The sequence below is a fragment of the Streptomyces sp. NPDC058663 genome (assembly GCF_042716745.1).
Classification (GTDB): Bacteria; Actinomycetota; Actinomycetes; order Streptomycetales; family Streptomycetaceae; genus Streptomyces.
Map to the genome: position 1 here is coordinate 49,764 of NZ_JBHXRV010000002.1, position 22,105 is coordinate 71,868.

The following is a 22,105-nucleotide window of genomic DNA, read 5'->3' on the forward strand; positions in this document are numbered from 1 at the left end:
CGGCGCAGCCACCCCGCCCGCACCCCCGGCCACCCCCGGGGGCCCTTCGGCACACCCGGCGGGCACCACCACGGGAACAACGGGAATGGGCACCCCGGGCACCCCGGGAGCAACAGGGACAACAGGGACAGGGGCACGCCCAGGCGCAAGCCCGCGCCCAAGCGCAAACACACGCCCAAGCACAAACACACGCCCAGGCACACCGGGAACAGAACCCGCACGCACCGGAGCCGCGGGCCAACCCCCCGCAGCCCCCCGCCAAGCCGCGCCCACCACCCCCGCCACACCCGGCGACCCCCGCCTCACCTGGAGCAGCACCACCACCGACGCCCCACCACCCACACTCCGCCACCGCCGCGACGGCATACTCCCCACCGTGGCCGCCGCCCTCTCCGTACGCGGCGCCGACACCCTCACCTGCACCGCGGGCCGCGCCGACCAGCCGCCCCCACTGCACCCCCTCGTCCAGGACTTCCTCGACACCCTCACCAGCGGCCAGCGCACCCGCTTCGCCGGCCGCTGCCCCGAAGCCATCCTGCTCTCCCGGCACCTCACCGCCGCCGAACGCGGCCGCTCCAAACGCGCCGCCCGCAAACCACTCACCGCGAGCGAAGCCCGCCGCTCCCTCAAACACTCCAAACTCACCGCCCGCCGCATCCGCGAGGACGGCGACCCCCTGCACGGCAGCTACGCCCCACCCTGCCGCTCCTGCGCACCACTGCTCGCCCACTTCGGCGTACGCCCGGTGGACCCCACCACCGAGAAGGGCTGACCCGCACCCCATGCCCCCCACGCACCACCAGCCCAACACCAGCACCACCCGCTTCCCCGTCGCCGTCGACGCCGCCCTGCGCGACGCCGGCTGGCAACCCGGCCGCTGGGACATAAGGCAGGCAGAACACTGGGCCGACGTCCTCCGCGACCACACCTCCCCGGCCGGCCACCGCCACACCGTCTTCCCGGCCGCCGTCGAAGCCTGGGCCGAATTCGGCGGCCTGCACATCAACCCGCCCGGCCACGGCCGCCAGATCGCCCCCACCCCCGTACTCCTGGACCCCCTGCACGGCCTCCACCTCGCCCGCACCTTCGCCGACCTCGGCCGCGCACTCGACACCGAGGTCTGCCCACTCGGCCAGGAGATCCACACAGGCGGCGAAGCCCACGCCACCCTCGCCGTCGACGCCTCCGGACGCGTCTACAGCCTCGACCACACCGGCGACTGGTTCCTCGGCCACACCCTCGACCAAGCCCTCGCCACCCTCATCACCGGCACCCAGCCCCACCGCCTCAGCACGGCCTGACCACGCCCCCCGCCCCGCAGAACACCTCCCGGAAGTCGCAAGAAAAAGGCCCGGCACCGCCCGTAGGCTGGTTCGTATGACCGTTACGGGGGAAGACCGGATCGACGCGGACCTGACCAGTCCGCGCTTCTGGTGGTGGCAGCGACGACGCAGCGTCGTGCTCGACGCGGGACTCGCGGTGGTCTCCGCCGTCGAGTGCGCCGTGCAAGGAATGAACTTCGCGGACAAGACCGGCGTACCGCCCGCGCTCGGCGTACTCGTCGGCCTGCTCGTGGGCTCGACCCTGCTCGTACGACGCCGGTGGCCCATCGCCGTGGTCCTGGTGTCACTCGCCGTGACACCCGCCGAAATGGGCTTCCTCATGGGACTCGTCGGCCTCTACACCCTCGCCGCCTCCGACGTCCCCCGCCGCATCACCACCGCACTCGCCGGCATGTCCTTCGCCGGCACCCTCATCGTCTCCCTCGTACGCATGCGCTCCCTCGCCGGCGAGAACAACGGCGAATTCGACCCCGGCGCCGGCTACACCGCACTGCTCTCCTTCGTACTCGCCCTCGGCATGACCGCACCCGCCCTCCTCCTCGGCCTCTACATAGGCGCACGCCGCCGCCTGATGGAAAGCCTCCGCGAACGCGCCGACTCCCTCGAACGCGAACTCTCCCTCCTCGCCGACCGCGCCGAGGAACGCGCCGAATGGGCCCGCACCGAAGAACGCACCCGCATCGCCCGCGAAATGCACGACGTCGTCGCCCACCGCGTCAGCCTGATGGTCGTCCACGCCGCCGCCCTCCAGGCAATCGCACTCAAAGACCCCCCGAAAGCCGCCAAGAACGCCGCCCTCGTCGGCGACATGGGCCGCCAGGCCCTCACCGAACTCCGCGAAATGCTCGGCGTCCTGCGCTCACCGACACCCGCCACCACTGCTGCACCCGCCCCCGTCCCGCTGGCAGCCGTGGGCGCGGCAGCGGCGGCAGCCGCCGAATCGGCCGAGAACGGCCCCTGCCTCGACGACCTCGACACCCTCGTCGAACAGTCCCGGACCGCCGGCATGACCGTCGAGCTCTCCGTCGACGGCGACGCGGTCCCCTGCGGCGCCCTCGTCGAACAGACCGCCTACCGCGTCATCCAGGAAGCCCTCACCAACGTCCACAAACACGCCCCCGGCGCCAAGACCTGGGTACGCGTCGCCCACCGCGGCACCGAGATCGCCATGCAGGTCGAGAACGGCCCCTCCGACACCACCGCCACCGAACCCGGCCTCCCCAGCGGCGGAAACGGCCTCATCGGCATGCGCGAACGCGTCCAGACCCTCGGCGGCGTCTTCGTCGCAGGCCCCACCGACCCCGGCGGCTTCCGCGTCTCGGCGGTACTCCCTGTACGAGACAACGAGCCAGCGGCATAGTCCGAAGGCACAGAAAGAGATCAGGCCGCCACCGGAACGGCCACAATCCACTCGGATACATGAATCCGGGCCCTCCACGGCACGCCAGTCCGCTCATCGGACAAAGCTGCCCGCATGACGATCACACCGCACAGCAAGTACGCGGACTTCGAATCCCTCCGCGAGCAGGCCGTCGCACTGCGCCGCGAGGGCCTCAGCCGCCGCCAGATCCGCGACCGCATCCACGTCGACAACAACGACCTCCTCAACCGCCTCCTCGACGGCGAACCCGCCCCGGAGTGGACCAAGCGCCCCAACGCCAAGGACGACCTCCGCGCAAGGGCCCGCGAACTGCGGCTCCAGGGCATGACGTACGACCAGATCCAGGTGGAGCTGGGGTGCTCGAAGGGGTCCATCTCGCTGTGGGTGCGGGACCTACCGAAGCCGGACAGGGGAACCCCGTCTGAGCGGGCGAAGATTGCGGCACAGAAGCGCTGGGAACACGAGGGGCCGCGTCGCGACGCGGCACGCACGCAGACCAAGCAGGATGCAGCACGCCAGATCGGACAGCTCAGCGAACAGGCCCTGCTCGCTACCGGCGTAGCCCTCTACTGGGCCGAGGGCACGAAGGACAAACCCCACACACGACGGGAACTCGTCGAATTCATCAACAGCGACCCCAACGTCATCCGTCTCTTCCTTCGCTGGTTGACCCTCGTCGGCATTGAGCCCGACCGTCTGCGCTGCCGGGTCTCCATCCACGAGACGGCCGACCTCGCAGCCGCTGAGGACTTCTGGGCCGATCTTGTCGGGGTCCCCCGCGAATCATTCGGCACGCCGGTGATCAAGAAACACAACCCCAAGACCGTCAGGAAGAACACCGGGACCAACTACCAGGGTTGCCTTGTCATCCGCGTGACCAAAAGTGCGGAGCTATACCGTCGCATTGAGGGCTGGTGGTGCGGCATAGTGTTGGGGTCGCAGCCCACAGCCTGACGCAATGTCCGGTTTGGCTCACTATGGTCCCCCATGGTGTAATTGGCAGCACTGTGGCTTTTGGTGCCATCTGTCCGGGTTCAAGTCCTGGTGGGGGAGCTAAGCGATTTGTCGGGTCCTGGCTATCAAGCCGGGACCCGCCCTCGTTTCCCCCTCGTAACCCCCCGGTATCCTGCGGAGGTCCACCCCCGAAGTAGCCGAAGGGCACCCACCGTGAGCGCCAATAGCCCGGCAGCCGTCGTCGTCCTCGCAGCGGGTGAGGGCACCCGCATGAAGTCGGCCACCCCGAAGGTCCTGCACGAGATCAGCGGGCGCTCGCTCGTCGGCCACGTCACCGCAGCGGCACGCGAGCTGGATCCGCAGGATCTGGTGGTCGTCGTCGGCCACGCCCGCGAGAAGGTCACCGCCCACCTCGGCGAGATCGATCCCGACGCGCACACCGCCGTACAGGAGCAGCAGCTCGGTACGGGTCATGCCGTACGGATGGGCCTGGAGGCTCTCGGCGGCAGCCCGTCCGGGACGGTCGTGGTGGTCTGTGGGGACACCCCGCTGCTGACCGGCGACACCCTGACCGCCCTCGCGGCCACCCACACCGCCGACGGCAACGCCTGTACGGTGCTGACGGCCGAGGTGCCGGACTCGACCGGGTACGGCCGCATCGTGCGCGACGAGGAGTCGGGTGCGGTCACCGCGATCGTCGAGCACAAGGACGCCAGTGACGCGCAGCGGGCGATCCGTGAGATCAACTCTGGTGTGTTCGCGTTCGACGGTGAGCTGCTGGCGGACGCGCTGGGCAAGGTGCGTACGGACAACAGTCAGGGTGAGGAGTACCTGACCGATGTCCTCGGCATCCTGCGTGAGGCCGGGCACCGGGTGGGGGCTTCGGTGGCGGCCGATCACCGGGAGATTCTGGGGATCAACAACCGGGTGCAGTTGGCGGAGGCGCGGCGGCTGCTGAATGCGCGGTTGCTGGAGCGCGCGATGCTCAGTGGTGTCAGCATCATTGATCCGCAGTCGACGTTCGTGGATGCGACGGTGACGTTCGGTCAGGACGCGGTGGTGCATCCGGGTACTCAGCTTCTGGGCCGTACGCACATCGCGGCGGAGGCGGAGGTGGGTCCGAATACGCGGCTGACGGATACGACGGTCGGTATCGGTGCGCGTGTCGACAATACGGTGGCGGTGTCGGCGGAGATCGGTGCGGCTGCGTCGGTGGGTCCTTTCGCGTATCTGCGTCCGGGGACGAAGCTGGGTGTGAAGTCGAAGATCGGCGCGTATGTCGAGACGAAGAACGCGTCGGTGGGTGAGGGGACGAAGGTTCCGCATCTGTCGTACGTGGGTGATGCGACGATCGGCGACTACTCGAACATCGGTGCGGCGAGCGTGTTCGTGAACTACGACGGCGAGGCCAAGCACCACACGACGATCGGTTCGCACTGCCGGACCGGTTCGGACAACATGTTTGTGGCTCCTGTCACGGTCGGGGACGGTGCGTACACCGCGGCCGGGTCGGTCATCACGAAGGACGTGCCGGCCGGTTCGCTGGCCGTGGCCCGTGGGCAGCAGCGGAATATCGAGGGTTGGGTGGCTCGTAAGCGTCCGGGCAGTGCCGCTGCGCAGGCCGCTCAGTCGGCGTCGTCCGAGGGTTCCGGCGAAAGCTGACCGGAAACAGGTGCCTCGTGCACCACGTACCGTGTTAAGTGCACACCCTTTCGGCGTGAGTGCACACCATTTTCGGCTGGTTCGCAGGCTGCTGGCGGCCAGAAACACTCTGAGGAGACCGTGCTGTGACCGGGATCAAGACGACCGGCGAGAAGAAGATGATGCTCTTCTCGGGACGGGCACACCCCGAGCTGGCCGAGGAGGTCGCGCATCAGCTGGGTATCGGTGTGGTGCCGACGAAGGCCTTCGACTTCGCGAACGGTGAGATCTACGTCCGTTTCCAGGAGTCCGCGCGGGGTGCCGACTGCTTCCTGATGCAGAGCCACACGGCTCCCATCAACAAGTGGATCATGGAACAGCTCATCATGGTCGACGCGCTGAAGCGGGCGTCGGCCCGTTCCATCACGGTGATCGTGCCGTCGTACGGGTACGCCCGTCAGGACAAGAAGCACAAGGGCCGCGAGCCGATCTCGGCCCGTCTGGTCGCGGACCTGCTGTCGACGGCGGGTGCGGACCGCATTCTCACGGTGGACCTGCACACCGACCAGATCCAGGGCTTCTTCGACGGCCCGGTGGACCACCTGACCGCGCTGCCGGTCCTGGCGGACTACGTGGGCGCCAAGGTGGACCGTTCCAAGCTGACGATCGTCTCCCCGGACGCCGGCCGTGTGCGGGTCGCCGACCGCTGGTGCGACCGGCTGGACGCGCCGCTTGCGATCGTGCACAAGCGCCGTGACAAGGACGTCGCCAACCAGGTGACCGTGCACGAGGTCGTCGGTGAGGTCAAGGGCCGCGTCTGCGTGCTGGTCGACGACATGATCGACACGGGTGGCACGATCTGCGCCGCCGCGGACGCGCTCTTCGCGCACGGTGCGGAGGACGTCATCGTGACGGCCACGCACGGCATCCTGTCGGGCCCGGCCGCGGACCGTCTGAAGAACTCCAAGGTGAGCGAGTTCGTCTTCACGAACACGCTTCCGGACCCGTCCGACCTGGAGATGGACAAGATCACGGTGCTGTCGATCGCGCCGTCGATCGCGCGTGCGGTGCGCGAGGTGTTCGAGGACGGTTCGGTCACGAGCCTCTTCGAGGAGCAGTCGTAGCGGGTGCGATGCCGTTGCCGGCCGGACGTCGTGCAGTGACGTTCGTGCAGGTGTGACGAGGAGGGGCCGTCCGGGATCGTGCCGGGCGGCCCTTCGCCGTACGGGGCGGGTGCGGGGACGCCTTCGCCGTACGGGGTGCGTGCGGGCGATGCGCACCCGTTCCTGCCGGCCGGTGATCGATTGGGCTGTCCGGGGCGTGCCGGGTAGAGTGGCCTGGTTGCTCGGCGAGGGAGGCTCGGTCCTCCGTTATCGACGCGCTCTTCGTAGCAGGCTCCTCTCAGCGGGCCGTTCGTGTGGCCGGGTGACGACGTACCCCATTTTTCGCCGCTTACGAGGAGTGCATCATGGCTGAAGTGAAGATCGCCGCAGAGATCCGTACCGAGTTCGGCAAGGGCGCTGCCCGTCAGACCCGTCGTGCCGCCAAGGTTCCGGGCGTCATCTACGGTCACGGTGCCGAGCCGGTGCACGTCTCGCTGCCGGGTCACGAGCTGATGATGGCGCTCAAGACCGCCAACGTCCTGATCGCCCTGGACATCGACGGCCGCAGCGAGCTCGTCATTCCCAAGGCTGTTCAGCGTGACGCCATCAAGCGCACCCTGACCCACGTCGACCTGCTCGCGGTCAAGCGCGGCGAGCGTGTCACGGTCGAGGTCTCGGTCATCTCCGAGGGCGACCTGGCGCCGGGCGGCAACCTCCTGGAGAACGTGCTCAACACGCTTTCCGTCGAGACCGAGGCCACCCACATCCCCGAGTCGGTCACTGTCTCGGTGCAGGGTCTGACCGCCGGTGACGCGATCCACGCCAAGGACATCACGCTGCCCGAGGGCACCTCGCTGGTGACCGACGGCGACGCCATCGTCATCCAGGTCAGCGCCGCGCACGAGGAGCCGGCCGCGGACGCCGACGCCGAGGGTGCCGAGGCCTGAGCCTCGTAGCTTCACAGTTCTGCGGTGCAGCCGCCGTTCCGCGCCCGAGGGGTGCGGGGCGGCGGCTGCCGTGCGTGCGGGCCTTTTCGGTATGAAGGAGAGATGCAGATGACGACCCCGAGTCCGGCTCCGGCGGACCCTTCGGCTCCCTGGCTGGTGGTGGGCCTGGGCAACCCGGGTCCCGAGTACGCGGCGAACCGGCACAACGTGGGCTGGATGGTCGCGGACCTCCTCGCCTCGCGGATCGGCGGGAAGTTCAAGTCGCACAAGGCACGGGCGCAGGTCCTTGAGGGCCGTATCGGTCCTCCGGGCCCGTACAACCGCCGTGTGGTGCTGGCGAAGCCGTTGTCGTACATGAATTTGTCGGGTGGTCCGGTGACGGCGTTGCGCGATTTCTACAAGGTGCCGACGGCGAACATCGTCGCGATCCATGACGAACTGGACATCGACTACGGGGTGCTGCGCCTCAAGCTCGGCGGTGGCGACAACGGGCACAACGGTCTGAAGTCGATGACGAAGTCGATGGGGCCCGATTACCACCGGGTGCGTTTCGGCATCGGCCGTCCGCCGGGGCGGATGCAGGTTGCGGACTTCGTGCTGAAGGACTTCTCGTCGGCGGAGAAGAAGGAGCTGGACTACTTCGTGGACCGGGCGTCGGATGCGGTGGAGGCGCTGGTCATCGAGGGTCTTGAGCGGGCGCAGTCGACGTACAACTCGTAGCGGGTCTCCACGGCTGGTCAGCATGTGTGAGGGCGCCCCCGGAGAAGTCCGGGGGCGCCCTCTCTCGTGTGTGCTGGTGATCAGCCGGTGTTGCGCAGTCCCGCCGCGACTCCGTTGACGGTCAGCAGGAGTGCGCGGGCCAGGAGCGGGTCCGGTTCCTCGTCGGCGGCGGCCGCGTCGCGCTGGCGCTTGAGCAGGGCTACCTGGAGGTAGGAGATCGGGTCCAGGTAGGCGTCGCGGATGGCGAACGTCTGCTGGAGGGCCGGGCTGGTGTCCAGGAGTTCGGTGCCGCCGGTGATGCGGAGCACTTCCTGCACGGTGAGTGCGTGTTCGGCTTCGATGGCGGTGAACACGTGCTTCAGCTCGTCGGGCACCAGTGTGTCGACATAGTGACGTGCGATGCGCAGGTCGGTCTTCGCGAGGGTCATCTCCACGTTGGAGAGGAAGTTGCGGAAGAAGTGCCAGTGCGCGTGCATTTCTTCCAGGACGCTTTCCAGTCCTGCCTCGCGCAGTGCCTTGAGGCCTGAGCCGACGCCGAACCAGCCGGGGACGATCTGCCGGGACTGGGTCCAGCCGAACACCCACGGGATGGCCCGCAGGCCGTCGAGGGAGACGCCGGAGCCGGGTCGGCGGGAGGGCCGCGAGCCGAGGTGCAGGTCGGCGAGCTGGTCGACGGGGGTCGAGGCGAGGAAGTAGTTCGGCAGGTCCGGGTCCTCGACGAGAGCCCGGTAGGCGGTGTGGGCGGCCTCGGAGACGGTGTCCATGGCCGCGTCCCAGCGGGCGAGGGCTTCGTCGGACTGGCGGGGTGCGGTGTGCAGTGCGGAGGCCTGGAGGGTGGCCGCGACGGTCAGTTCCAGGTTCTCGCGGGCCAGTGAGGGGACGAGGTACTTGTCGGAGATGACCTCGCCCTGTTCGGTGACCTTGATCTCGCCTTCGAGGGTGCCCCAGGGCTGGGCGAGGATCGCGTCGTGCGAGGGGCCGCCGCCGCGGCCGACGGTGCCGCCGCGGCCGTGGAAGAGGCGCAGCCGTACTCCGTAGCGGTGGGCGACGTCGCGCAGTCGGCGCTGGGCGCGGTGGATCTCCCACTGGGAGGTGGTGATGCCACCGAACTTGGAGGAGTCGGAGTAGCCGAGCATGACTTCCTGCACGTCGCCGCGCAGGGAGACAAGCCGTCGGTAGGAGGGGTCGGCGAGCATCTCGTCGAGGATGATGTCGGCGGCGCGCAGTTCGTCGGTGGTTTCCAGGAGCGGCACGATGCCGATCCTGGCCCAGCCGGCGTGCAGGTCGAGGAGTCCGGCCTCGCGGGCGAGTACGGCGGCGGCGAAGACGTCGTCGGCGCCCTGGCACATGGAGATGATGTAGGACTCGATGACCTCGGGGCCGAAGCGTTCGAGGGCGTCCTTGACGGTGAGGAACACGCCGAGGGTCTTCTCGCCGGCGGCGTCGAGGGGTGCGGGGACGGGGGCGAGGGGGCGCCGGGAGCGGAGTTCCTTGGCGAGGAGCTTCTGGCGGTATTCGCGCGGCATGTCGGCGTAGCGCCAGGATTCCTCGCCGAGGCGGTCGAAGAGCTGGCCGAGGGCGTGGTGGTGGGCGTCGGCGTGTTCGCGGACGTCCATGGTGGCCAGCTGGAGGCCGAAGGCGGCCAGGGTGCGGATGGTGCGGTCCATGCGGCCGTCTGCGAACAGTTCGCCGCGGTGTTCGCGCAGCGAGGTCTGGATGAGGGTGAGGTCCTCGATGAGTTCGCTGGTGCCGAGGTAGTCGCAGCCGGGGCGGTGGGCGGTGCCGGCGGCGAGGCGTTCGCGGGTGTTGACGAGCTTCTGCCGGATGCAGGTGGCCTTGAGGCGGTAGGGCTCTTCGGCGTTGAGGCGCTTGTAGCGGGGGCTGATCTCGGGCAGTCGTCCGAGGTCGGCCTGGAGGGAGGTGAGGAGTTCGTCGGTGGCGCCGGTGTAGCGGATGGAGTGGGAGAGCTGGGCGCGCAGCTGGTCGACGAGTTCGAGGGCGTCGGTGATGCCGTGTTCGTGCTGGAGGATCAGTACGTCGCGGGTGACGGCGGGGGTGACGTTGGGGTTGCCGTCGCGGTCGCCGCCGATCCAGGTGCCGAAGGTGAGGGGGCGGGTGCCGGGCGGGAGCTGGACGCCGACCCTTTCCAGTTCGGCGGCCAGGTCTTCCAGGACGTCGCCGACGGCGCCCGCGTGCAGTTCGTCGAGGTAGTAGATGGCGTTGCGGGCTTCGTCGGCGGGCTCGGGGCGGACGACGCGCAGTTCGTCGGTCTGCCAGATGAGGTCGATGTTCTCGGCGAGCCGGCGGTCGTGGCGGCGCCGGTCGGAGGCGATGACCGGGGTTTCCAGGAGTTCGGCGATGCGCCGCAGCTTGTTGAGGACGGAGCGGCGGGCTGCTTCGGTGGGGTGTGCGGTGAAGACGGGGCGCACGTTGAGGTTGTTGACGGTCTGCTGGAGGTGCTCGGGGTCGGCGTCCTTGAGCAGGTCGGCGGTGCGGGCCAGCAGTCCGCCCTCGACGGCGCGCAGCTCGCGCAGCTCGCGGCCGCGGTGCACCTGTTCGGTGACGTTGGCGAGGTGGAAGTAGGTGGAGAAGGCGCGTACGAGGCGGGCGGCGGTCTGGAGGTCCATGTCGCCGAGGAGGTCTGCTGCGGCTTCGCCGTCGGTGCGGGTGAGGGCCCGGACCCGTTCGACGAGCTCCAGGAGCTCGGGGCCCTCCTGCCGTACGAGCGTCTCGCCGAGGAGGTCGCCGAGGCGGCGGATGTCGGCACGCAGCTCGGGGCTGGTGTTGGGGGTGCTCTGGTCGGCACTGCTCACAGGTGCGGCTCCTTGCAGTGGGATACGCGTCAGGCAGGAACTCGGACCGCGCTGTCCGACGCGGTCCAGGATAGGTGTCCTCGGTAGGGGTCCCCATATTCGGGTACCCGATGACCTCGTACCGCGGGCCTCACCGCTGCCATACTTACGAGGCCGTAGGTTACGGAACCGTAGCCAAGTATCTGTCGTCTCCTCACCCCACAGGGGATCTCCATGACCACCAGCCCCGATCTTCGCAACGATTCCGCCCCGGCTTCCGGCGGGGATGTCCCGATGGCGACCCGCGGCGGCGAGTCGAAGCGTTCCATTGAGCAGATCGCCCTGCTCGTGTTCATCACCGTGCCTTTCGTCGCCCTGCTGGCGGCGGTTCCGCTGGCCTGGGGCTGGGGGGTGAGCTGGCTCGATCTGGGTCTGCTGGTGTTCATGTACTACTGGGGCTGCCACGGCATCACGATCGGGTTCCACCGCTATTTCACGCACGGCAGTTTCAAGGCAAAGCGTCCGTTGCGGATCGTGCTCGCGGTGATGGGCTCGATGGCGGTCGAGGGTCCGCTGGTGCGCTGGGTGGCCGATCACCGCAAGCATCACAAGTTCTCGGACGCGGAGGGCGACCCGCATTCGCCGTGGCGGTTCGGCGAGGATCTGCCGTCGCTGATGAAGGGCCTGTGGTGGGCGCACATCGGCTGGATGTTCGACGAGGAGCAGACGTCGCAGGAGAAGTACGCTCCGGATCTGATCAAGGATCCGGCGATCCGGCGGATTTCCCGCGACTTCATCTACTGGACGATCCTGTCGCTGGCCATTCCTCCGGTTGTCGGCGGTCTGGTCACGATGTCCTGGTGGGGTGCGTTCACGGCGTTCTTCTGGGGTTCCCTGGTCCGGGTGGCGCTGCTGCACCATGTGACGTGGTCGATCAACTCGATCTGTCACGCGGTCGGCAAGCGCCCCTTCAAGTCGCGGGACCGTTCGGGCAACGTGTGGTGGCTCGCGGTCCTCTCCTGTGGTGAGTCGTGGCACAACCTGCACCACGCGGATCCCACCAGTGCGCGGCACGGGGTGATGAGGGGGCAGGTCGACTCGTCGGCCCGGCTCATCCGCTGGTTCGAGAAGGCGGGCTGGGCGTACGACGTCCGCTGGCCGACCGCGTCGCGCCTGGCGTCCCGGCGCACGACAGAGCGAACAGAAACGGCATGATGGAGCCCGTGGCGACCGACGGCAGCAACAGCAGCAAGGGCAGTTCCGGAGCGGCGGGTCCGGGCGGGGAGAAGCCCCGTACCCCGGCCCGGCGGACCCGTCGGGTCCGGATGACGGGTGCGGAACGCCGTGAGCAGTTGCTGGACATCGGCCGCACGCTCTTCGCGGCGAAGGGTTTCGAGGGCACGTCGGTGGAGGAGATCGCGGCGAAGGCCGGGGTGTCGAAGCCTGTCGTGTACGAGCACTTCGGTGGGAAGGAGGGGCTGTACGCGGTGGTGGTCGACCGGGAGATGCGGGCGCTGCTGCACATGGTGCAGAGTGCGCTGACCGCCGGTCATCCGCGGGAGCTCCTGGAGCAGGCGGCCTTCGCGCTGCTGGACTACATCGAGACGTACACGGACGGTTTCCGCATTCTGGTGCGGGATTCGCCGGTCGCCCAGTCGACGGGTACCTTCGCGTCGCTGATCTCGGACATCGCCACCCAGGTGGAGGACATTCTCGGGCTGGAGTTCAAGGCCCGGGGTTTTGATCCGAAGCTGGCGCCGCTGTATGCGCAGGCGCTGGTCGGGATGGTGGCGTTGACGGGGCAGTGGTGGCTGGACGTGCGCAAGCCCAAGAAGGCGGAGGTCGCCGCGCATCTGGTGAATCTCTGCTGGCACGGTCTGGAGAACCTGGAGGCGAAGCCGCGCCTGATAGGGCACCGCAAGAGCTGAGTACGGGAAGCCGCGCCTGGTGGGGCACCGCGGGAGCTGAGTACGGGAAGCCGGCCCTGGTGGGGCACCGCGGGAGCTGAGCGCGGGTCGGGGTCGGGCCGGGTCAGGCCCCGGACGGTTCCCGTTCCATGAATTCGAGCCTGTTGCCCACCGGGTCGGTGGAGTAGAACCTCTTGTGGCCCGGGAGGTGGCCGTCCCACACCACGTCCGCCCCGTGCGAGGCCAGTCGGCGGGCGTAGGCCTCGATGGCGGTGACCCTGATGCCCGGGTGGGCCTTCCTCGCCGGGTGGAAGTCCTCCTCGATGCCGAGGTGCAGCTGGACGCCGCCGGTTTCGAACCAGCAGCCGCCGCGTGCGGCGAGCACCGGCGGCTTGGGGGTTTCGCGCATGCCCAGCACGTCGGTGTAGTACGTGCGCAGGGCGGTTTCGCTGCCGGGCGGGGCGGCGAGCTGTACGTGGTCCAGTGCGTCGATCACTGGGTCACCGCCACGGCGAAGATCCGGCGGAACGGGAAGACGGTGCCTGCGGCGGTCGCCGGGTAGGCCGTGCGGAGGAGTGCGGCGTATTCGGCGGTGAAGGCCGCGGTGGCTTCCTCGTCGTCGGCGAGTGCGGTGAGCACGGGCCGCAGTGTGGTGCCCTTGGCCCAGTCCAGTACGGCGTCCTCGCCGGTCAGGACGTGTTGGTACGTGGTTTCCCAGACGTCGGCGGTGCAGCCGAGCGCGGTGAGCCGGGCGAGATAGCCGGCGGGGGTTTCGACGGCGGCCGGGCGGTCGCCTGCGTCGGTGCGCGCCAGCCGGGTGCGCCAGCGCGCGGAGTCGCGGAGCGTGGCGAGCAGGGTGTGGCTGGGGGCGTCGAAGTTGCCGGGGACCTGGAAGGCGAGGGTGCCGCCGGGGGTGAGGGCGTGGAGCCAGCCCGCGAGGAGGTCCGGGTGGCCGGGGACCCATTGGAGGAGGGCGTTGGAGACGATCAGGTCGTACGAGGCGGCCGGTGGCGCCCAGGTAGCCGCGTCGGCGTGGGCGAAGGTGAGGCGGGGGGTGGTGTACTGCTGTGCCCGCGCGAGCATCTCGGGTGAGTTGTCGAGGCCGGTGACCTGTGCGTGGGGCCAGCGTTCGGTGAGCAGTGTCGTGACGTTGCCGGCGCCGCAGCCCAGGTCTGCGATGCGGGTGGGTGGGGTGGTGGGGTTGATGCGGGCGAGGAGGTCGAGGAAGGGGCGGGTGCGGTGGCCTTCGTGGCGGAGGTAGCGGGAGGGGTCCCAGACGGGGGTGGGTGGTGTCGTCATGGGGCAAGGGTCCCCGGGAAAGTATCTTGATGTCAAGAGACTTGACCTGAAGAGACTTCATGTCGACAGACCCCCTACACTGATCGCATGGAGGACGAGGTCGACCGTCTGGTCGCAGCATGGCGCCGCGAGCGCCCCGACCTCGACGTGGAGCCGCTTGAGGTGCTCAGTCGGGTGTCCCGTCTGGCGCGCCATCTCGACCGGGCCCGCCGACTCGCGTTCTCCGAACACAGCCTCGAGCCGTGGGAATTCGACGTACTGACCTCGCTGCGGCGGGCCGGTGCCCCGTACCAGCTCTCCCCCGGGCAGTTGCTGACGCAGACCCTGGTCACCTCGGGCACCATGACCAACCGGATCGACAGGCTCGCCAAGAAGGGCCTGGTCGAGCGGCTGCCCGATCCCAGCGACCGCCGGGGCGTCCTCGTGCGGCTCACCGACGAGGGGCGCGACCGCGCCGATCAGGCACTGGCGGGGCTGCTGGAGCAGGAGCGGTCCATCCTGGCCGAGCTCAGCCGCGGGCAGCGCGGCGAACTGGCGGGGCTGCTACGCCAGCTGACCGCCCCGTTCGACAACCTCCCCGGGTCGCCCTAGCTCGGCGGGGCCGACGCCGGCCCGCCGCGCCAGGGCGACGGCGGCGAGCGTGGAGTGCACGCCCAGCTTCCCCAGCACGTTCTGCATGTGGGTGCGGACGGTGTGCGGGGACAGGAAGAGCCGCTCGGCGACCGCCTTGCGGCCGAGTCCCGCCACCATGCAGCGCAGTACCTCCCGCTCGCGCGGGGTCAGTGACTCCACCAGCAGTTCGCTCTCGGTGCGGTGCTTGCGGGCCGCGGTCAGTTCGCGCAGCACTCCGGTGAGGAGGGCGGGCGGCAGATGCGTCTCCTCTCGGAGCACACCCCGGATGACGGCGAGCAGCCGTTGCAGCGAGCAGTCCTTGGCGACCCAGCCGCAGGCGCCGGCCTGCAGGGCGAGGGCGGCCCTGCGCGGGTCGTCCTTCTCCGCGAGGACCACGGTGCGGACGGCGGGGTGAGAGCTGCGGACGCCTGCGACCAGCGAGATGCCGTCGACCAGCCCGTCCTGCTCGACACCGCTGTCCGGGACGGCGACCGCCACGGCCGCCGGCTGGTGCGGCGACCCGCCGCCCGGCGCGAGCGCCGTGCCCAGGTCGGCGTCGATGAGCATCACGTCGAACGTGCGGCCCTCCGCCGCTCCCCGCTCCAGACAGCGCAGCGCGGCGGGCCCGCTGCCCGCTGCCGCCACGTCGACGTCCGGTTCCGCCGCGAGGGCGGCGGCGAGCGACTCGGCAAAGATTCGGTGGTCGTCGACCACCAGGACCCGGATACGAACCACAGCCTCTGACACCCCCATGGGCTCGGGAGGCGGATCCGCGCGGACACGACTCCCGGGCCGGGTGCTCGGATCAGCAGACGGCCGCCGCCGTGTGCTGATCACTACCCCGCCCCGGGCGTCGTATCCGGCTGTCTCGCCCCCTGATCAGCACCGGCCCCCACCGGTCCTCACGCCTCAGAGTACGGGCGGGGGCGGTGACGGGAAGGCTATTTGCAGAACTGTTCGGGGTCGGGGGCCGGCGTGTGGTCCCCGTGTCCGGTTGTGACAGAAGGAGAGAGGGAATGGGCAGTTCCTGATCCCAACCGCCTTTTCCCTCCTGCCAGTTGGCGCGCTCCGGCCGAGGGGGTCGCGGGGAACAGCCGTGGGCTGCGATGGCCCGCCGCCTCGAACGCGGTCTCGACGCGGCGGCTGAAGTCCGCCACCGCGGCAGCTTCCGCGAGCACGATCGCCGAGCCGCCGAAGCCGCCGCCGGTCATCCGTGCGCCGTGCACGCCCGGCGCGTGTGCCGCCGTCTCGACGACCAGGTCCAGCTCGGGGCAGGAGATCCGCAGGTCGTCCCGGAGCGAGGCGTGGCCCTCGAGGAGCAGGGGGCCGATCGCGCGGGGGTCGCCCGCGTCGAGATGGGCCGCCACCTGCGCCACCCGGTGGTTGTCGGAGACGACGTGGCGGACGTAGCGGCGGACGCGCTCGTCGGGCAGCTTCGCGAGTGCGTCGTCCAGCTGTGCGTGGCTGATGTCGCGGAGGTGGCCGACGCCCAGCAGCCGGGCTCCCTCCTCGCAGCCGCTGCGGCGCTCGGCGTACGCGCCGTCGCCCAGTGCGTGTTTGACCCGGGTGTCCACGACCAGCAGGGCCAGGCCGTGGGCGGGCAGGTCGAAGGGGATCTGCCGCCTGGTGAGGTCCCGGGTGTCGAGATGCAGGGCGTGTCCGGCCTCGCAGCAGGCGGAGGCCGTCTGGTCCATGATTCCGCAGGGCACGCCGACGAAGGCGTTCTCCGCGTACTGGCAGAGCTGGGCCAGCTCGGGCCGGGTGAGCGGGATGCGGTGCAGGTCGGTGAGGGCGAGGGCGAGGGCGACCTCCAGGGCCGCCGACGAGGAGAGGCCGGCTCCGGTGGGGACGGTGGAGCGCAGGTGCACGTCGGCGCCGCCCGCCATTTCCGCCCCGTAGCCCTTCTCCCGCAGCGCCCAGACGACTCCGGCGAGGTAGGACCACCAGCCTCCGGCGGGGTCCAGCGGGGTGAGGGAGTCGACGCGCAGCTCCGTGACACCACCGCTGCCGTCTCCCCCTGCGCCGCTGCCGCTCTCGGCCGACTCGTTGATGTCGTCGCTCGCAGCCGACTTGTTGTCGTCGATCGCGGCCGCCTCGTTGTCGCCCGAGTGCAGGCGCAGGAGGCCGTCGGTGCGGCGCGCGACTGCGACACGGGCAGTGTGCGGGAGGGCGAGCGGCATCACGAAGCCGTCGTTGAAGTCGGTGTACTCCCCGATCAGGTTGACCCGGCCGGGCGCGGCCCAGACCCCCTCCGGCTCGTAGCCGTACAACCGCTCGAATTCGTCCGTCAGTTGGGCCTCGTGCATGCCGCTCTACTCCCCCCTGCCGCTGCCGTCGCTGCCGCGGCCGCCGTCGATGTGCTGGGTGAATCGCCAGGCGTCGCCGATGATTTCGGCCAGGTCGGTGCGCTTCGGCGACCAGCCGAGTGCGGCCTTGGCCCGGTCGGCGGAGGCGACCAGGGTCGCCGGGTCGCCCGGGCGGCGGGCGGCCGCCGTCTCCGGGACCGGGTGCCCGGTGACCTTGCGGACGGTGTCGATGACCTCGCGGACGGAGAATCCGTTGCCGTTGCCGAGGTTGCAGATCAGGTGTTCGCCCGGCCCGGCGGCAGCGGCGGCGAGCAGGTGGGCCTCGGCGAGGTCCGCGACGTGGATGTAGTCGCGGACGCAGGTGCCGTCCGGGGTGGGGTAGTCGTCGCCGAAGACCGAGATCGTCTCGCGGCGGCCCCGGGCGACCTGGAGTACCAGCGGGATCAGGTGCGACTCCGGGTCGTGCCGCTCGCCGAGGCTGCCGTACGCCCCCGCCACGTTGAAGTAGCGCAGTGAGACCGCCGCCAGGCCGTGGGCGGCGCACTCGCCGCTGATCATGTGGTCGACGGCCAGCTTGGTGGCGCCGTACGGGTTGGTGGGCGCGGTCGGCAGGTCCTCGGTGATCGGGGAGCGCTCGGGTTCGCCGTACGTGGCCGCCGTCGAGGAGAACACCAGGGTGCGCACCCCGGCGTCGCGCATCGCGGCGATCAGGGCCATGGTGCCGCCGACGTTGTTCCGCCAGTACTTCTCCGGGTCGGTGACGGACTCGCCGACCTGCGAGAACGCGGCGAAGTGCAGGACTCCGTCGTAGGAGGCGTCCAGGTGGCGGCCCGCGTCCTGGATGCGCCCCTCGATGAAGGCGGCGCCCGCCGGGACGCCCTCGCGGAATCCGGTCGAGAGGTCGTCGAGCACGGTCACCTCGTGACCGGCTTCGAGGAGGTGCGCCGTGACGACGCTGCCGACGTAGCCCGCGCCGCCGGTGACCAGATACTTCATTTCTCGCTCGCAACCTCTCGCAGTCGTGTCGCCGCGGCCTCCGGCGACACGTCGTTGATGAACGCGCCCATGCCGGACTCGGAGCCCGCGAGGGCCTTCAGTTTGCCCGGTGTGCGGCGAATGGTGAAAAGCTCCAGATGCAGCGCGAACTCCTCGCGGCCCGCGTACCGGAAGGGCGCCTGGTGCCAGCCGGAGATGTACGGGGTGGGCGGCATGCCGGGCCCGAAGAGCCGGTCGAAACGGCGCAGCAGCTCCAGGTACAGGCAGGGGAATTCGGCGCGCGCCCCGTCGCCGAGGGCGCGCAGGTCGGGGACCCGCCGGGTGGGGTAGAGGTGCACCTCGTAGGGCCAGTGCGCGGCGTAGGGGACGAAAGCGACCCAGTGTTCCCCCTCGAGGACGACGCGCGAGCCGTCGGTGCGTTCCCGGGCGACGACCTCGTCGAAGAGGTTCGAGGCGCCGCCGGTGCGGGCGGCGTGGGTCTGGAGCGAGCGGAGCATCAGGGCGGTGCGGGGGGTGGTGAAGGAGTAGCCGTAGATCTGGCCGTGCGGGTGGCCGAGGGTGACGCCGATCTCGGCGCCGCGGTTCTCGAAGCAGTACACCTGTTCCACGGAGGGGAGTTGAGCCAGTTCGGCGGTGCGGTCCGTCCACGCTTCGAGTACCAGTCCGGCGTGCTCCTCGTCGAGGTCGGCGAAGGAGGAGTGGTGGTCGTCGGTGAAGCAGACCACTTCGCAGCGGCCGAATTCCCCGGCGAGGGAGGGGAAGCGGTTCTCGAAGACCGCCACGTCGTAGCCGTCCGCCGGGATCTCGCTGTGGTGGCCTTCGCGGGAGGGGCAGAGCGGGCAGGCGTCGGCGGGCGGCAGGTAGGTCCGGTCCTGGCGGTGCGAGGCGATGGCGACGTGGTCGTCGAGCAGGACGTCGTGCCGGATCTCCGAGGTGGTGACCACCGGGGCGAGCGGGCGCGGGTCGTGCGCGTCACGGGCGCGGCCGTCGGTCAGGTCGTAGTAGAGGAGTTCACGGCCGTCGGCGAGCCGGGTCGATGTCTTCTTCACTTGCACCTCACGCACCCACAGCCGCCAACAGAATCGAACACAACAAATCACAGGCCAACAGCGTCGTCAATGTCATCGGCCTGATTTCGGGCGAAGTGTGCGACGGCGTGGCTGAGTTGCCGCGTGGCGCACTCACGTCGACACGCGCGCCGTGCGGGCGCGCGGGGTTACTGCTCCTGCGGAGCGACGGTCGCCCGGTCGAGGAGACCGGTGCGGGCGGCGAGGGCGGCCGCCTCCAGCCGGGAGCCCACACCCAGCTTCATCAGCACCCGCTGGACATGGGTGCGCGCGGTACTGGGAGCGATGCCCATGCCGGCCGCGATGAGCCGGGTGTCCTCGCCGTCGGCGACCCGTACCAGCACCTCGACCTCGCGCGGGGTGAGCATGTGCAGCAGCCGCTGGCCCTCGTCGTCGGGCTGGGCGGCCGGGTTGAGGAGCTCGGCGAACGCGCCCTGGAGGAGCCCGGGGGCCACCGCGGCCTCGCCGGTGCGCGCCTTCACCATGGCGCGCTCGACACCCTCTATGCGTTCATCGTGCCGTACGTATCCGGCGGCGCCCGCGGCGAAGGCGGCGGCGATGCCGCGCGGGCTGGGGACGGGCCCCAGGACCACGACGGCCACCTGGGGACGCTCGCGCTTGATCCGTACGATCGGGTCGAAGGTGCCAGGCAGGGCAGGGGTCGCCGTACCGAAGAGACAGACCTCCGGGGCGCGGCTGACCACGAGTTCGGCCGCCCCGGCGGTGGGGGCGGCGGCGGCCAGCACCCGGTGCCCGCGGAGTTTGAGCGCCGAGGCGAGTGCCTCGGCGAGCAGGCGGTGGTCGTCGACCACCATGAGCCGCACGCCCATCGGAAAACCCCCACATTCCCCCAGGACCAGGCCCCCCGGCCTCCTGCCCCGGCAAGCTACACGCTTGTTCGACGTTGCGCGCCCCTTACCCGTAAGAAGCCGCCCGGATTGCCGAAATACTGCCCATTAGGGACTAGTTGCAGCCCTCGGCGAGGTAGGGAGAACAAGAGGGCGGCCCCGGTGGAGCGTGCTGCTCCACCGGGGCCGCCCCGGGCACGGGTCCGGCTCTGTCAGCCGGTGCCGAAGACCACTGCCAGGTACTTCTTCGTGGAGTTGTCCTCGCTCAGCAGCTCGTGCGAGAGGAAGAGCCGGCCGTTCGCGTACCTGAGGTTCTTCAGGTTGAAGGAGAACTCGCGCTCGGCGTCCATGACGGAGCGGTCGGCCGGGTTGTCCAGCAGGACGGTCTGCTTGAGTGAGCCGCCGTCGATGCTGACGACCTGTCCGCCCTTGTCGTACGGCGGGGTCTTGTAGACGATCAGGTTTCCGCCGTCCATCTGGAGCGGGTACATCGAGTAGCGCTCGCCCGCGTCCATGCGGTCCGCGGTGGGCTTGCCGGTGGTGAGGTCGAAGGCGACGATCTCGTTGGTGCGGCCGGTGTCGGCCTTGCCCTGGTGCTCCAGGGTCGGCAGGTAGACCTTGTTGTTGCCGACGGCGACCTGGGAGCAGTTCTCGATGTCGTCGAAGTCGCAGTCGGGGTCGTACTTCTCTCCGTCGACCGGGATGCGGGCGAGCTGCTTGCCCTGTGCGTCCACCGAGAAGATGTCGGACATCCCGGAGGTGCCCTCGGCCGAGTCGTTGACGTCGGCGGCGACGACCAGCGGCTTCACCGACAGGACGTTGGCCTTGTCGGCGCCGGCGGGCATCGTGAAGGTGCTCAGGTCCTTGCCGCTGGCCGGGTTCAGCGTCTGGACGAGGATCTTCGGGGAGTCGTAGTCACCGCAGTAGCGCAGTGCGACGAGGCCGTGGGGGCCGCCCGCGTACCCCTTGTCCTTGCAGTTGTCACCGGTGGGTTTGGGGCTCCACAGTTCCTTGCCGGTGAGGTCGAACGCGCCCCCGCCGTAGAGGGTGGCGGCGGCGACGGTGTTGCCGCTGATGGTGACGTTCTCCATGGAGGCGGGGCGGTCGCCGTTCATGAACTGCTTCTGCCAGAGCAGCTTGCCGCCGACCAGGTCGATCAGTCCGACCTGGGTGCACTGGGCCGTCTTCTTGCCCGCTTCCTTGGGGCCCTCGAAGAGGATGGCGCCCTTGGTGTTGTCGGCGGTGTTCCAGCGGGAGCTGCCGCAGACCGCGCCGGGGAGGGGGATCTTCCAGAGCTGGGTGCCCTTGTCGATGTCGTACCCGATGACGCTGTTGATGTGCGGCTTGGCGTAGACCTTGTCGGTGATCCAGGAGCCCTTGAAGGAGGTGAGCTCCTTCACCACCGGGATCGGGATCTGGAACTTCACCTTGGAGGCGGGGCTGCCCGGGACCTTCTCCTTGCCGGGGCCGTCCGGCGCTTTGGGTGCGGCCGGGTCCGCCTTGTCGTCGCCCTTGCCGCCATCGGTGCCGCCCGAGCTGCCGCCCGCGGTGTCCTTCGGGTCGTCACCGCTGGTCGCCTTGTAGACGACACCGCCGCCGACGATCAGGACGAGGGCGACGACCGCCGCGATGATGATCTTGAGCTGGGTGGTCAGCCCGCCGCCACCGCTCCGGCCGGGCGGCGGGGTGGGGGCCTGGGGCGGGTACATGCCGTACGTCGCGGTGGGCTGCTGGGCGCTGTGGGGCTGGCCGGGGTAGCCGTACGCGGGGGGCTGCTGGGCGCTGTCGGGCTGGCCGGGCTGCCCGTACGGCTGCTGGCCGGGCGGGGGCTGCTGGCCCGGGTAGCCGTAGCCGGCCGGGGGCGGCGGGGTGGCCGGGGCCTGGGGTGCCTGCGGGGGCTGACCGGGTGCCTGCGGGTAGCCGTAGCCCGGCTGCTGGCCCGGGGGCGGCGGGGTGGGCGCGCCGAAGCCGCCGGGGGGCGGGGGCGTCGGGGCGCCGAAACCGCCGGCCGGGGGCTGCGACTGCGGGGCCTGCGGGGTCTGCGGGGCCTGGGCCGGGGTGGGGCCGGGCTCCGGGTTCTTGGCGAAGGGGGAGGAGGGCGGAGTGCCGTCCCCGTCCTTCGGGGGTTCGTTGGGCGGGCTGGGCGGCTGGGTCATGGGGTTTTACCTCTGAGGGGGGAGACGGAGCGT

Annotated in this window: 19 protein-coding genes, 1 tRNA gene and 1 pseudogene; 12 read left to right on the forward strand and 9 right to left on the reverse strand. The window is 70.0% G+C overall.

Features of this window, described 5'->3' with window-relative positions:
* Nucleotides 1-271: 271 nt before the first annotated feature.
* From ACFWVV_RS01475 to pth, 9 genes and pseudogenes are all read left to right on the forward strand, one after another.
* Nucleotides 272-772, forward strand: a pseudogene (locus tag ACFWVV_RS01475) (YwqJ-related putative deaminase); the annotation flags it as partial.
* 10 nt (nucleotides 773-782) lie between these two features.
* Nucleotides 783-1,301 carry an SUKH-3 domain-containing protein gene (locus ACFWVV_RS01480; RefSeq protein ID WP_384342806.1) on the forward strand — a complete coding sequence of 173 codons (519 nt, stop codon included), beginning with the start codon at nucleotides 783-785 and terminating at the stop codon, nucleotides 1,299-1,301.
* A 76-nt stretch (nucleotides 1,302-1,377) separates the two neighbouring features.
* Nucleotides 1,378-2,703: a sensor histidine kinase gene (locus ACFWVV_RS01485; protein ID WP_384342805.1), complete on the forward strand. Its 1,326-nt coding sequence runs from the start codon at nucleotides 1,378-1,380 to the stop codon at nucleotides 2,701-2,703.
* Between the two features lie 114 nt (nucleotides 2,704-2,817).
* A complete protein-coding gene (locus tag ACFWVV_RS01490) occupies nucleotides 2,818-3,678 on the forward strand; it encodes a hypothetical protein (protein WP_384342804.1) in 861 nt (286 codons plus the stop codon).
* Between the two features lie 27 nt (nucleotides 3,679-3,705).
* Nucleotides 3,706-3,777 (forward strand) — tRNA-Gln (locus ACFWVV_RS01495).
* A 114-nt stretch (nucleotides 3,778-3,891) separates the two neighbouring features.
* Nucleotides 3,892-5,340, forward strand: coding sequence for a bifunctional UDP-N-acetylglucosamine diphosphorylase/glucosamine-1-phosphate N-acetyltransferase GlmU (gene glmU, locus ACFWVV_RS01500; protein ID WP_384342803.1), 1,449 nt, complete (start codon nucleotides 3,892-3,894; stop codon nucleotides 5,338-5,340).
* 125 nt (nucleotides 5,341-5,465) lie between these two features.
* On the forward strand, nucleotides 5,466-6,443 hold the full coding sequence (locus tag ACFWVV_RS01505; RefSeq protein WP_384342802.1) for a ribose-phosphate diphosphokinase: 978 nt from the start codon (nucleotides 5,466-5,468) through the stop codon (nucleotides 6,441-6,443).
* 344 nt (nucleotides 6,444-6,787) lie between these two features.
* A complete protein-coding gene (locus ACFWVV_RS01510; RefSeq protein ID WP_384342800.1) occupies nucleotides 6,788-7,369 on the forward strand; it encodes a 50S ribosomal protein L25/general stress protein Ctc in 582 nt (193 codons plus the stop codon).
* 108 nt (nucleotides 7,370-7,477) lie between these two features.
* Nucleotides 7,478-8,089, forward strand: coding sequence for an aminoacyl-tRNA hydrolase (gene pth, locus ACFWVV_RS01515; RefSeq protein ID WP_384342798.1), 612 nt, complete (start codon nucleotides 7,478-7,480; stop codon nucleotides 8,087-8,089).
* 80 nt (nucleotides 8,090-8,169) lie between these two features.
* Here pth and ppc read toward each other — a convergent pair whose 3' ends face one another.
* Nucleotides 8,170-10,902 (reverse strand): phosphoenolpyruvate carboxylase, encoded by a 2,733-nt coding sequence (ppc, locus tag ACFWVV_RS01520; protein WP_384342797.1) that lies wholly within the window; start codon nucleotides 10,900-10,902, stop codon nucleotides 8,170-8,172.
* A gap of 213 nt (nucleotides 10,903-11,115) precedes the next feature.
* Here ppc and ACFWVV_RS01525 point away from each other — a divergent pair, with 213 nt between their 5' ends.
* Together ACFWVV_RS01525 and ACFWVV_RS01530 are read left to right on the forward strand one after the other, a co-directional pair.
* Nucleotides 11,116-12,096 (forward strand): acyl-CoA desaturase, encoded by a 981-nt coding sequence (locus tag ACFWVV_RS01525; protein WP_384342795.1) that lies wholly within the window; start codon nucleotides 11,116-11,118, stop codon nucleotides 12,094-12,096.
* Entirely contained in the window at nucleotides 12,093-12,809 is a 717-nt protein-coding gene (locus ACFWVV_RS01530) for a TetR family transcriptional regulator (RefSeq protein ID WP_384342794.1), read from the forward strand. Before ACFWVV_RS01525 ends, ACFWVV_RS01530 begins: the two co-directional genes overlap by 4 nt.
* A gap of 103 nt (nucleotides 12,810-12,912) precedes the next feature.
* Here the strand turns inward: ACFWVV_RS01530 and ACFWVV_RS01535 are convergent, their stop codons facing one another.
* On the reverse strand, nucleotides 12,913-13,284 hold the full coding sequence (locus tag ACFWVV_RS01535) for a VOC family protein (protein WP_384342793.1): 372 nt from the start codon (nucleotides 13,282-13,284) through the stop codon (nucleotides 12,913-12,915).
* A complete protein-coding gene (locus ACFWVV_RS01540) occupies nucleotides 13,281-14,087 on the reverse strand; it encodes a trans-aconitate 2-methyltransferase (RefSeq protein WP_384342791.1) in 807 nt (268 codons plus the stop codon). The genes ACFWVV_RS01535 and ACFWVV_RS01540 overlap by 4 nt, the downstream gene beginning before the upstream one ends.
* Before the next feature lie 87 nt (nucleotides 14,088-14,174).
* Between ACFWVV_RS01540 and ACFWVV_RS01545 the strand changes: the two genes are divergently transcribed.
* Complete coding sequence (locus ACFWVV_RS01545) at nucleotides 14,175-14,678, forward strand: MarR family winged helix-turn-helix transcriptional regulator (protein ID WP_384342790.1); 504 nt, start codon at nucleotides 14,175-14,177, stop codon at nucleotides 14,676-14,678.
* On the opposite strand, the gene ACFWVV_RS01550 is transcribed toward ACFWVV_RS01545, so the two are convergent.
* From ACFWVV_RS01550 to ACFWVV_RS01575, 6 genes are all read right to left on the reverse strand, one after another.
* On the reverse strand, nucleotides 14,631-15,434 hold the full coding sequence (locus ACFWVV_RS01550; protein WP_384342788.1) for a LuxR C-terminal-related transcriptional regulator: 804 nt from the start codon (nucleotides 15,432-15,434) through the stop codon (nucleotides 14,631-14,633). The two genes, ACFWVV_RS01545 and ACFWVV_RS01550, sit on opposite strands and share 48 nt — an antisense overlap.
* Nucleotides 15,435-15,640: 206 nt before the next feature.
* The gene (gene galK, locus ACFWVV_RS01555) at nucleotides 15,641-17,005 is read right to left on the reverse strand and encodes a galactokinase (protein WP_384342787.1); all 1,365 of its coding nucleotides are present in this window, start codon (nucleotides 17,003-17,005) and stop codon (nucleotides 15,641-15,643) included.
* A 6-nt stretch (nucleotides 17,006-17,011) separates the two neighbouring features.
* A complete protein-coding gene (gene galE, locus ACFWVV_RS01560; protein ID WP_384342785.1) occupies nucleotides 17,012-18,001 on the reverse strand; it encodes a UDP-glucose 4-epimerase GalE in 990 nt (329 codons plus the stop codon).
* Nucleotides 17,998-19,050 carry a galactose-1-phosphate uridylyltransferase gene (gene galT / locus ACFWVV_RS01565; RefSeq protein ID WP_384342784.1) on the reverse strand — a complete coding sequence of 351 codons (1,053 nt, stop codon included), beginning with the start codon at nucleotides 19,048-19,050 and terminating at the stop codon, nucleotides 17,998-18,000. Before galT ends, galE begins: the two co-directional genes overlap by 4 nt.
* A 167-nt stretch (nucleotides 19,051-19,217) precedes the next feature.
* The gene (locus ACFWVV_RS01570; protein WP_384342782.1) at nucleotides 19,218-19,898 is read right to left on the reverse strand and encodes a LuxR C-terminal-related transcriptional regulator; all 681 of its coding nucleotides are present in this window, start codon (nucleotides 19,896-19,898) and stop codon (nucleotides 19,218-19,220) included.
* Nucleotides 19,899-20,128: 230 nt separating this feature from the next.
* The gene (locus ACFWVV_RS01575; protein WP_384342780.1) at nucleotides 20,129-22,072 is read right to left on the reverse strand and encodes a hypothetical protein; all 1,944 of its coding nucleotides are present in this window, start codon (nucleotides 22,070-22,072) and stop codon (nucleotides 20,129-20,131) included.
* Between the last annotated feature and the right edge of the window lie 33 nt (nucleotides 22,073-22,105).

Excerpts from the sequence above, each read along its gene's own strand:
- ACFWVV_RS01530 (WP_384342794.1), top strand. The coding sequence starts at position 12,093 with ATGATGGAGCCCGTGGCGACCGACGGCAGCAACAGCAGCAAGGGCAGT.
- ACFWVV_RS01545 (WP_384342790.1), top strand. The coding sequence starts at position 14,175 with ATGGAGGACGAGGTCGACCGTCTGGTCGCAGCATGGCGCCGCGAGCGC.
- ACFWVV_RS01490 (WP_384342804.1), top strand. The coding sequence starts at position 2,818 with ATGACGATCACACCGCACAGCAAGTACGCGGACTTCGAATCCCTCCGC.
- ACFWVV_RS01540 (WP_384342791.1), bottom strand. The coding sequence starts at position 14,087 with ATGACGACACCACCCACCCCCGTCTGGGACCCCTCCCGCTACCTCCGC.
- pth (WP_384342798.1), top strand. The coding sequence starts at position 7,478 with ATGACGACCCCGAGTCCGGCTCCGGCGGACCCTTCGGCTCCCTGGCTG.
- ACFWVV_RS01485 (WP_384342805.1), top strand. The coding sequence starts at position 1,378 with ATGACCGTTACGGGGGAAGACCGGATCGACGCGGACCTGACCAGTCCG.
- galK (WP_384342787.1), bottom strand. The coding sequence starts at position 17,005 with ATGCACGAGGCCCAACTGACGGACGAATTCGAGCGGTTGTACGGCTAC.
- ACFWVV_RS01480 (WP_384342806.1), top strand. The coding sequence starts at position 783 with ATGCCCCCCACGCACCACCAGCCCAACACCAGCACCACCCGCTTCCCC.
- ACFWVV_RS01525 (WP_384342795.1), top strand. The coding sequence starts at position 11,116 with ATGACCACCAGCCCCGATCTTCGCAACGATTCCGCCCCGGCTTCCGGC.
- ACFWVV_RS01570 (WP_384342782.1), bottom strand. The coding sequence starts at position 19,898 with ATGGGCGTGCGGCTCATGGTGGTCGACGACCACCGCCTGCTCGCCGAG.
- ACFWVV_RS01510 (WP_384342800.1), top strand. The coding sequence starts at position 6,788 with ATGGCTGAAGTGAAGATCGCCGCAGAGATCCGTACCGAGTTCGGCAAG.
- ACFWVV_RS01575 (WP_384342780.1), bottom strand. The coding sequence starts at position 22,072 with ATGACCCAGCCGCCCAGCCCGCCCAACGAACCCCCGAAGGACGGGGAC.
- galE (WP_384342785.1), bottom strand. The coding sequence starts at position 18,001 with ATGAAGTATCTGGTCACCGGCGGCGCGGGCTACGTCGGCAGCGTCGTC.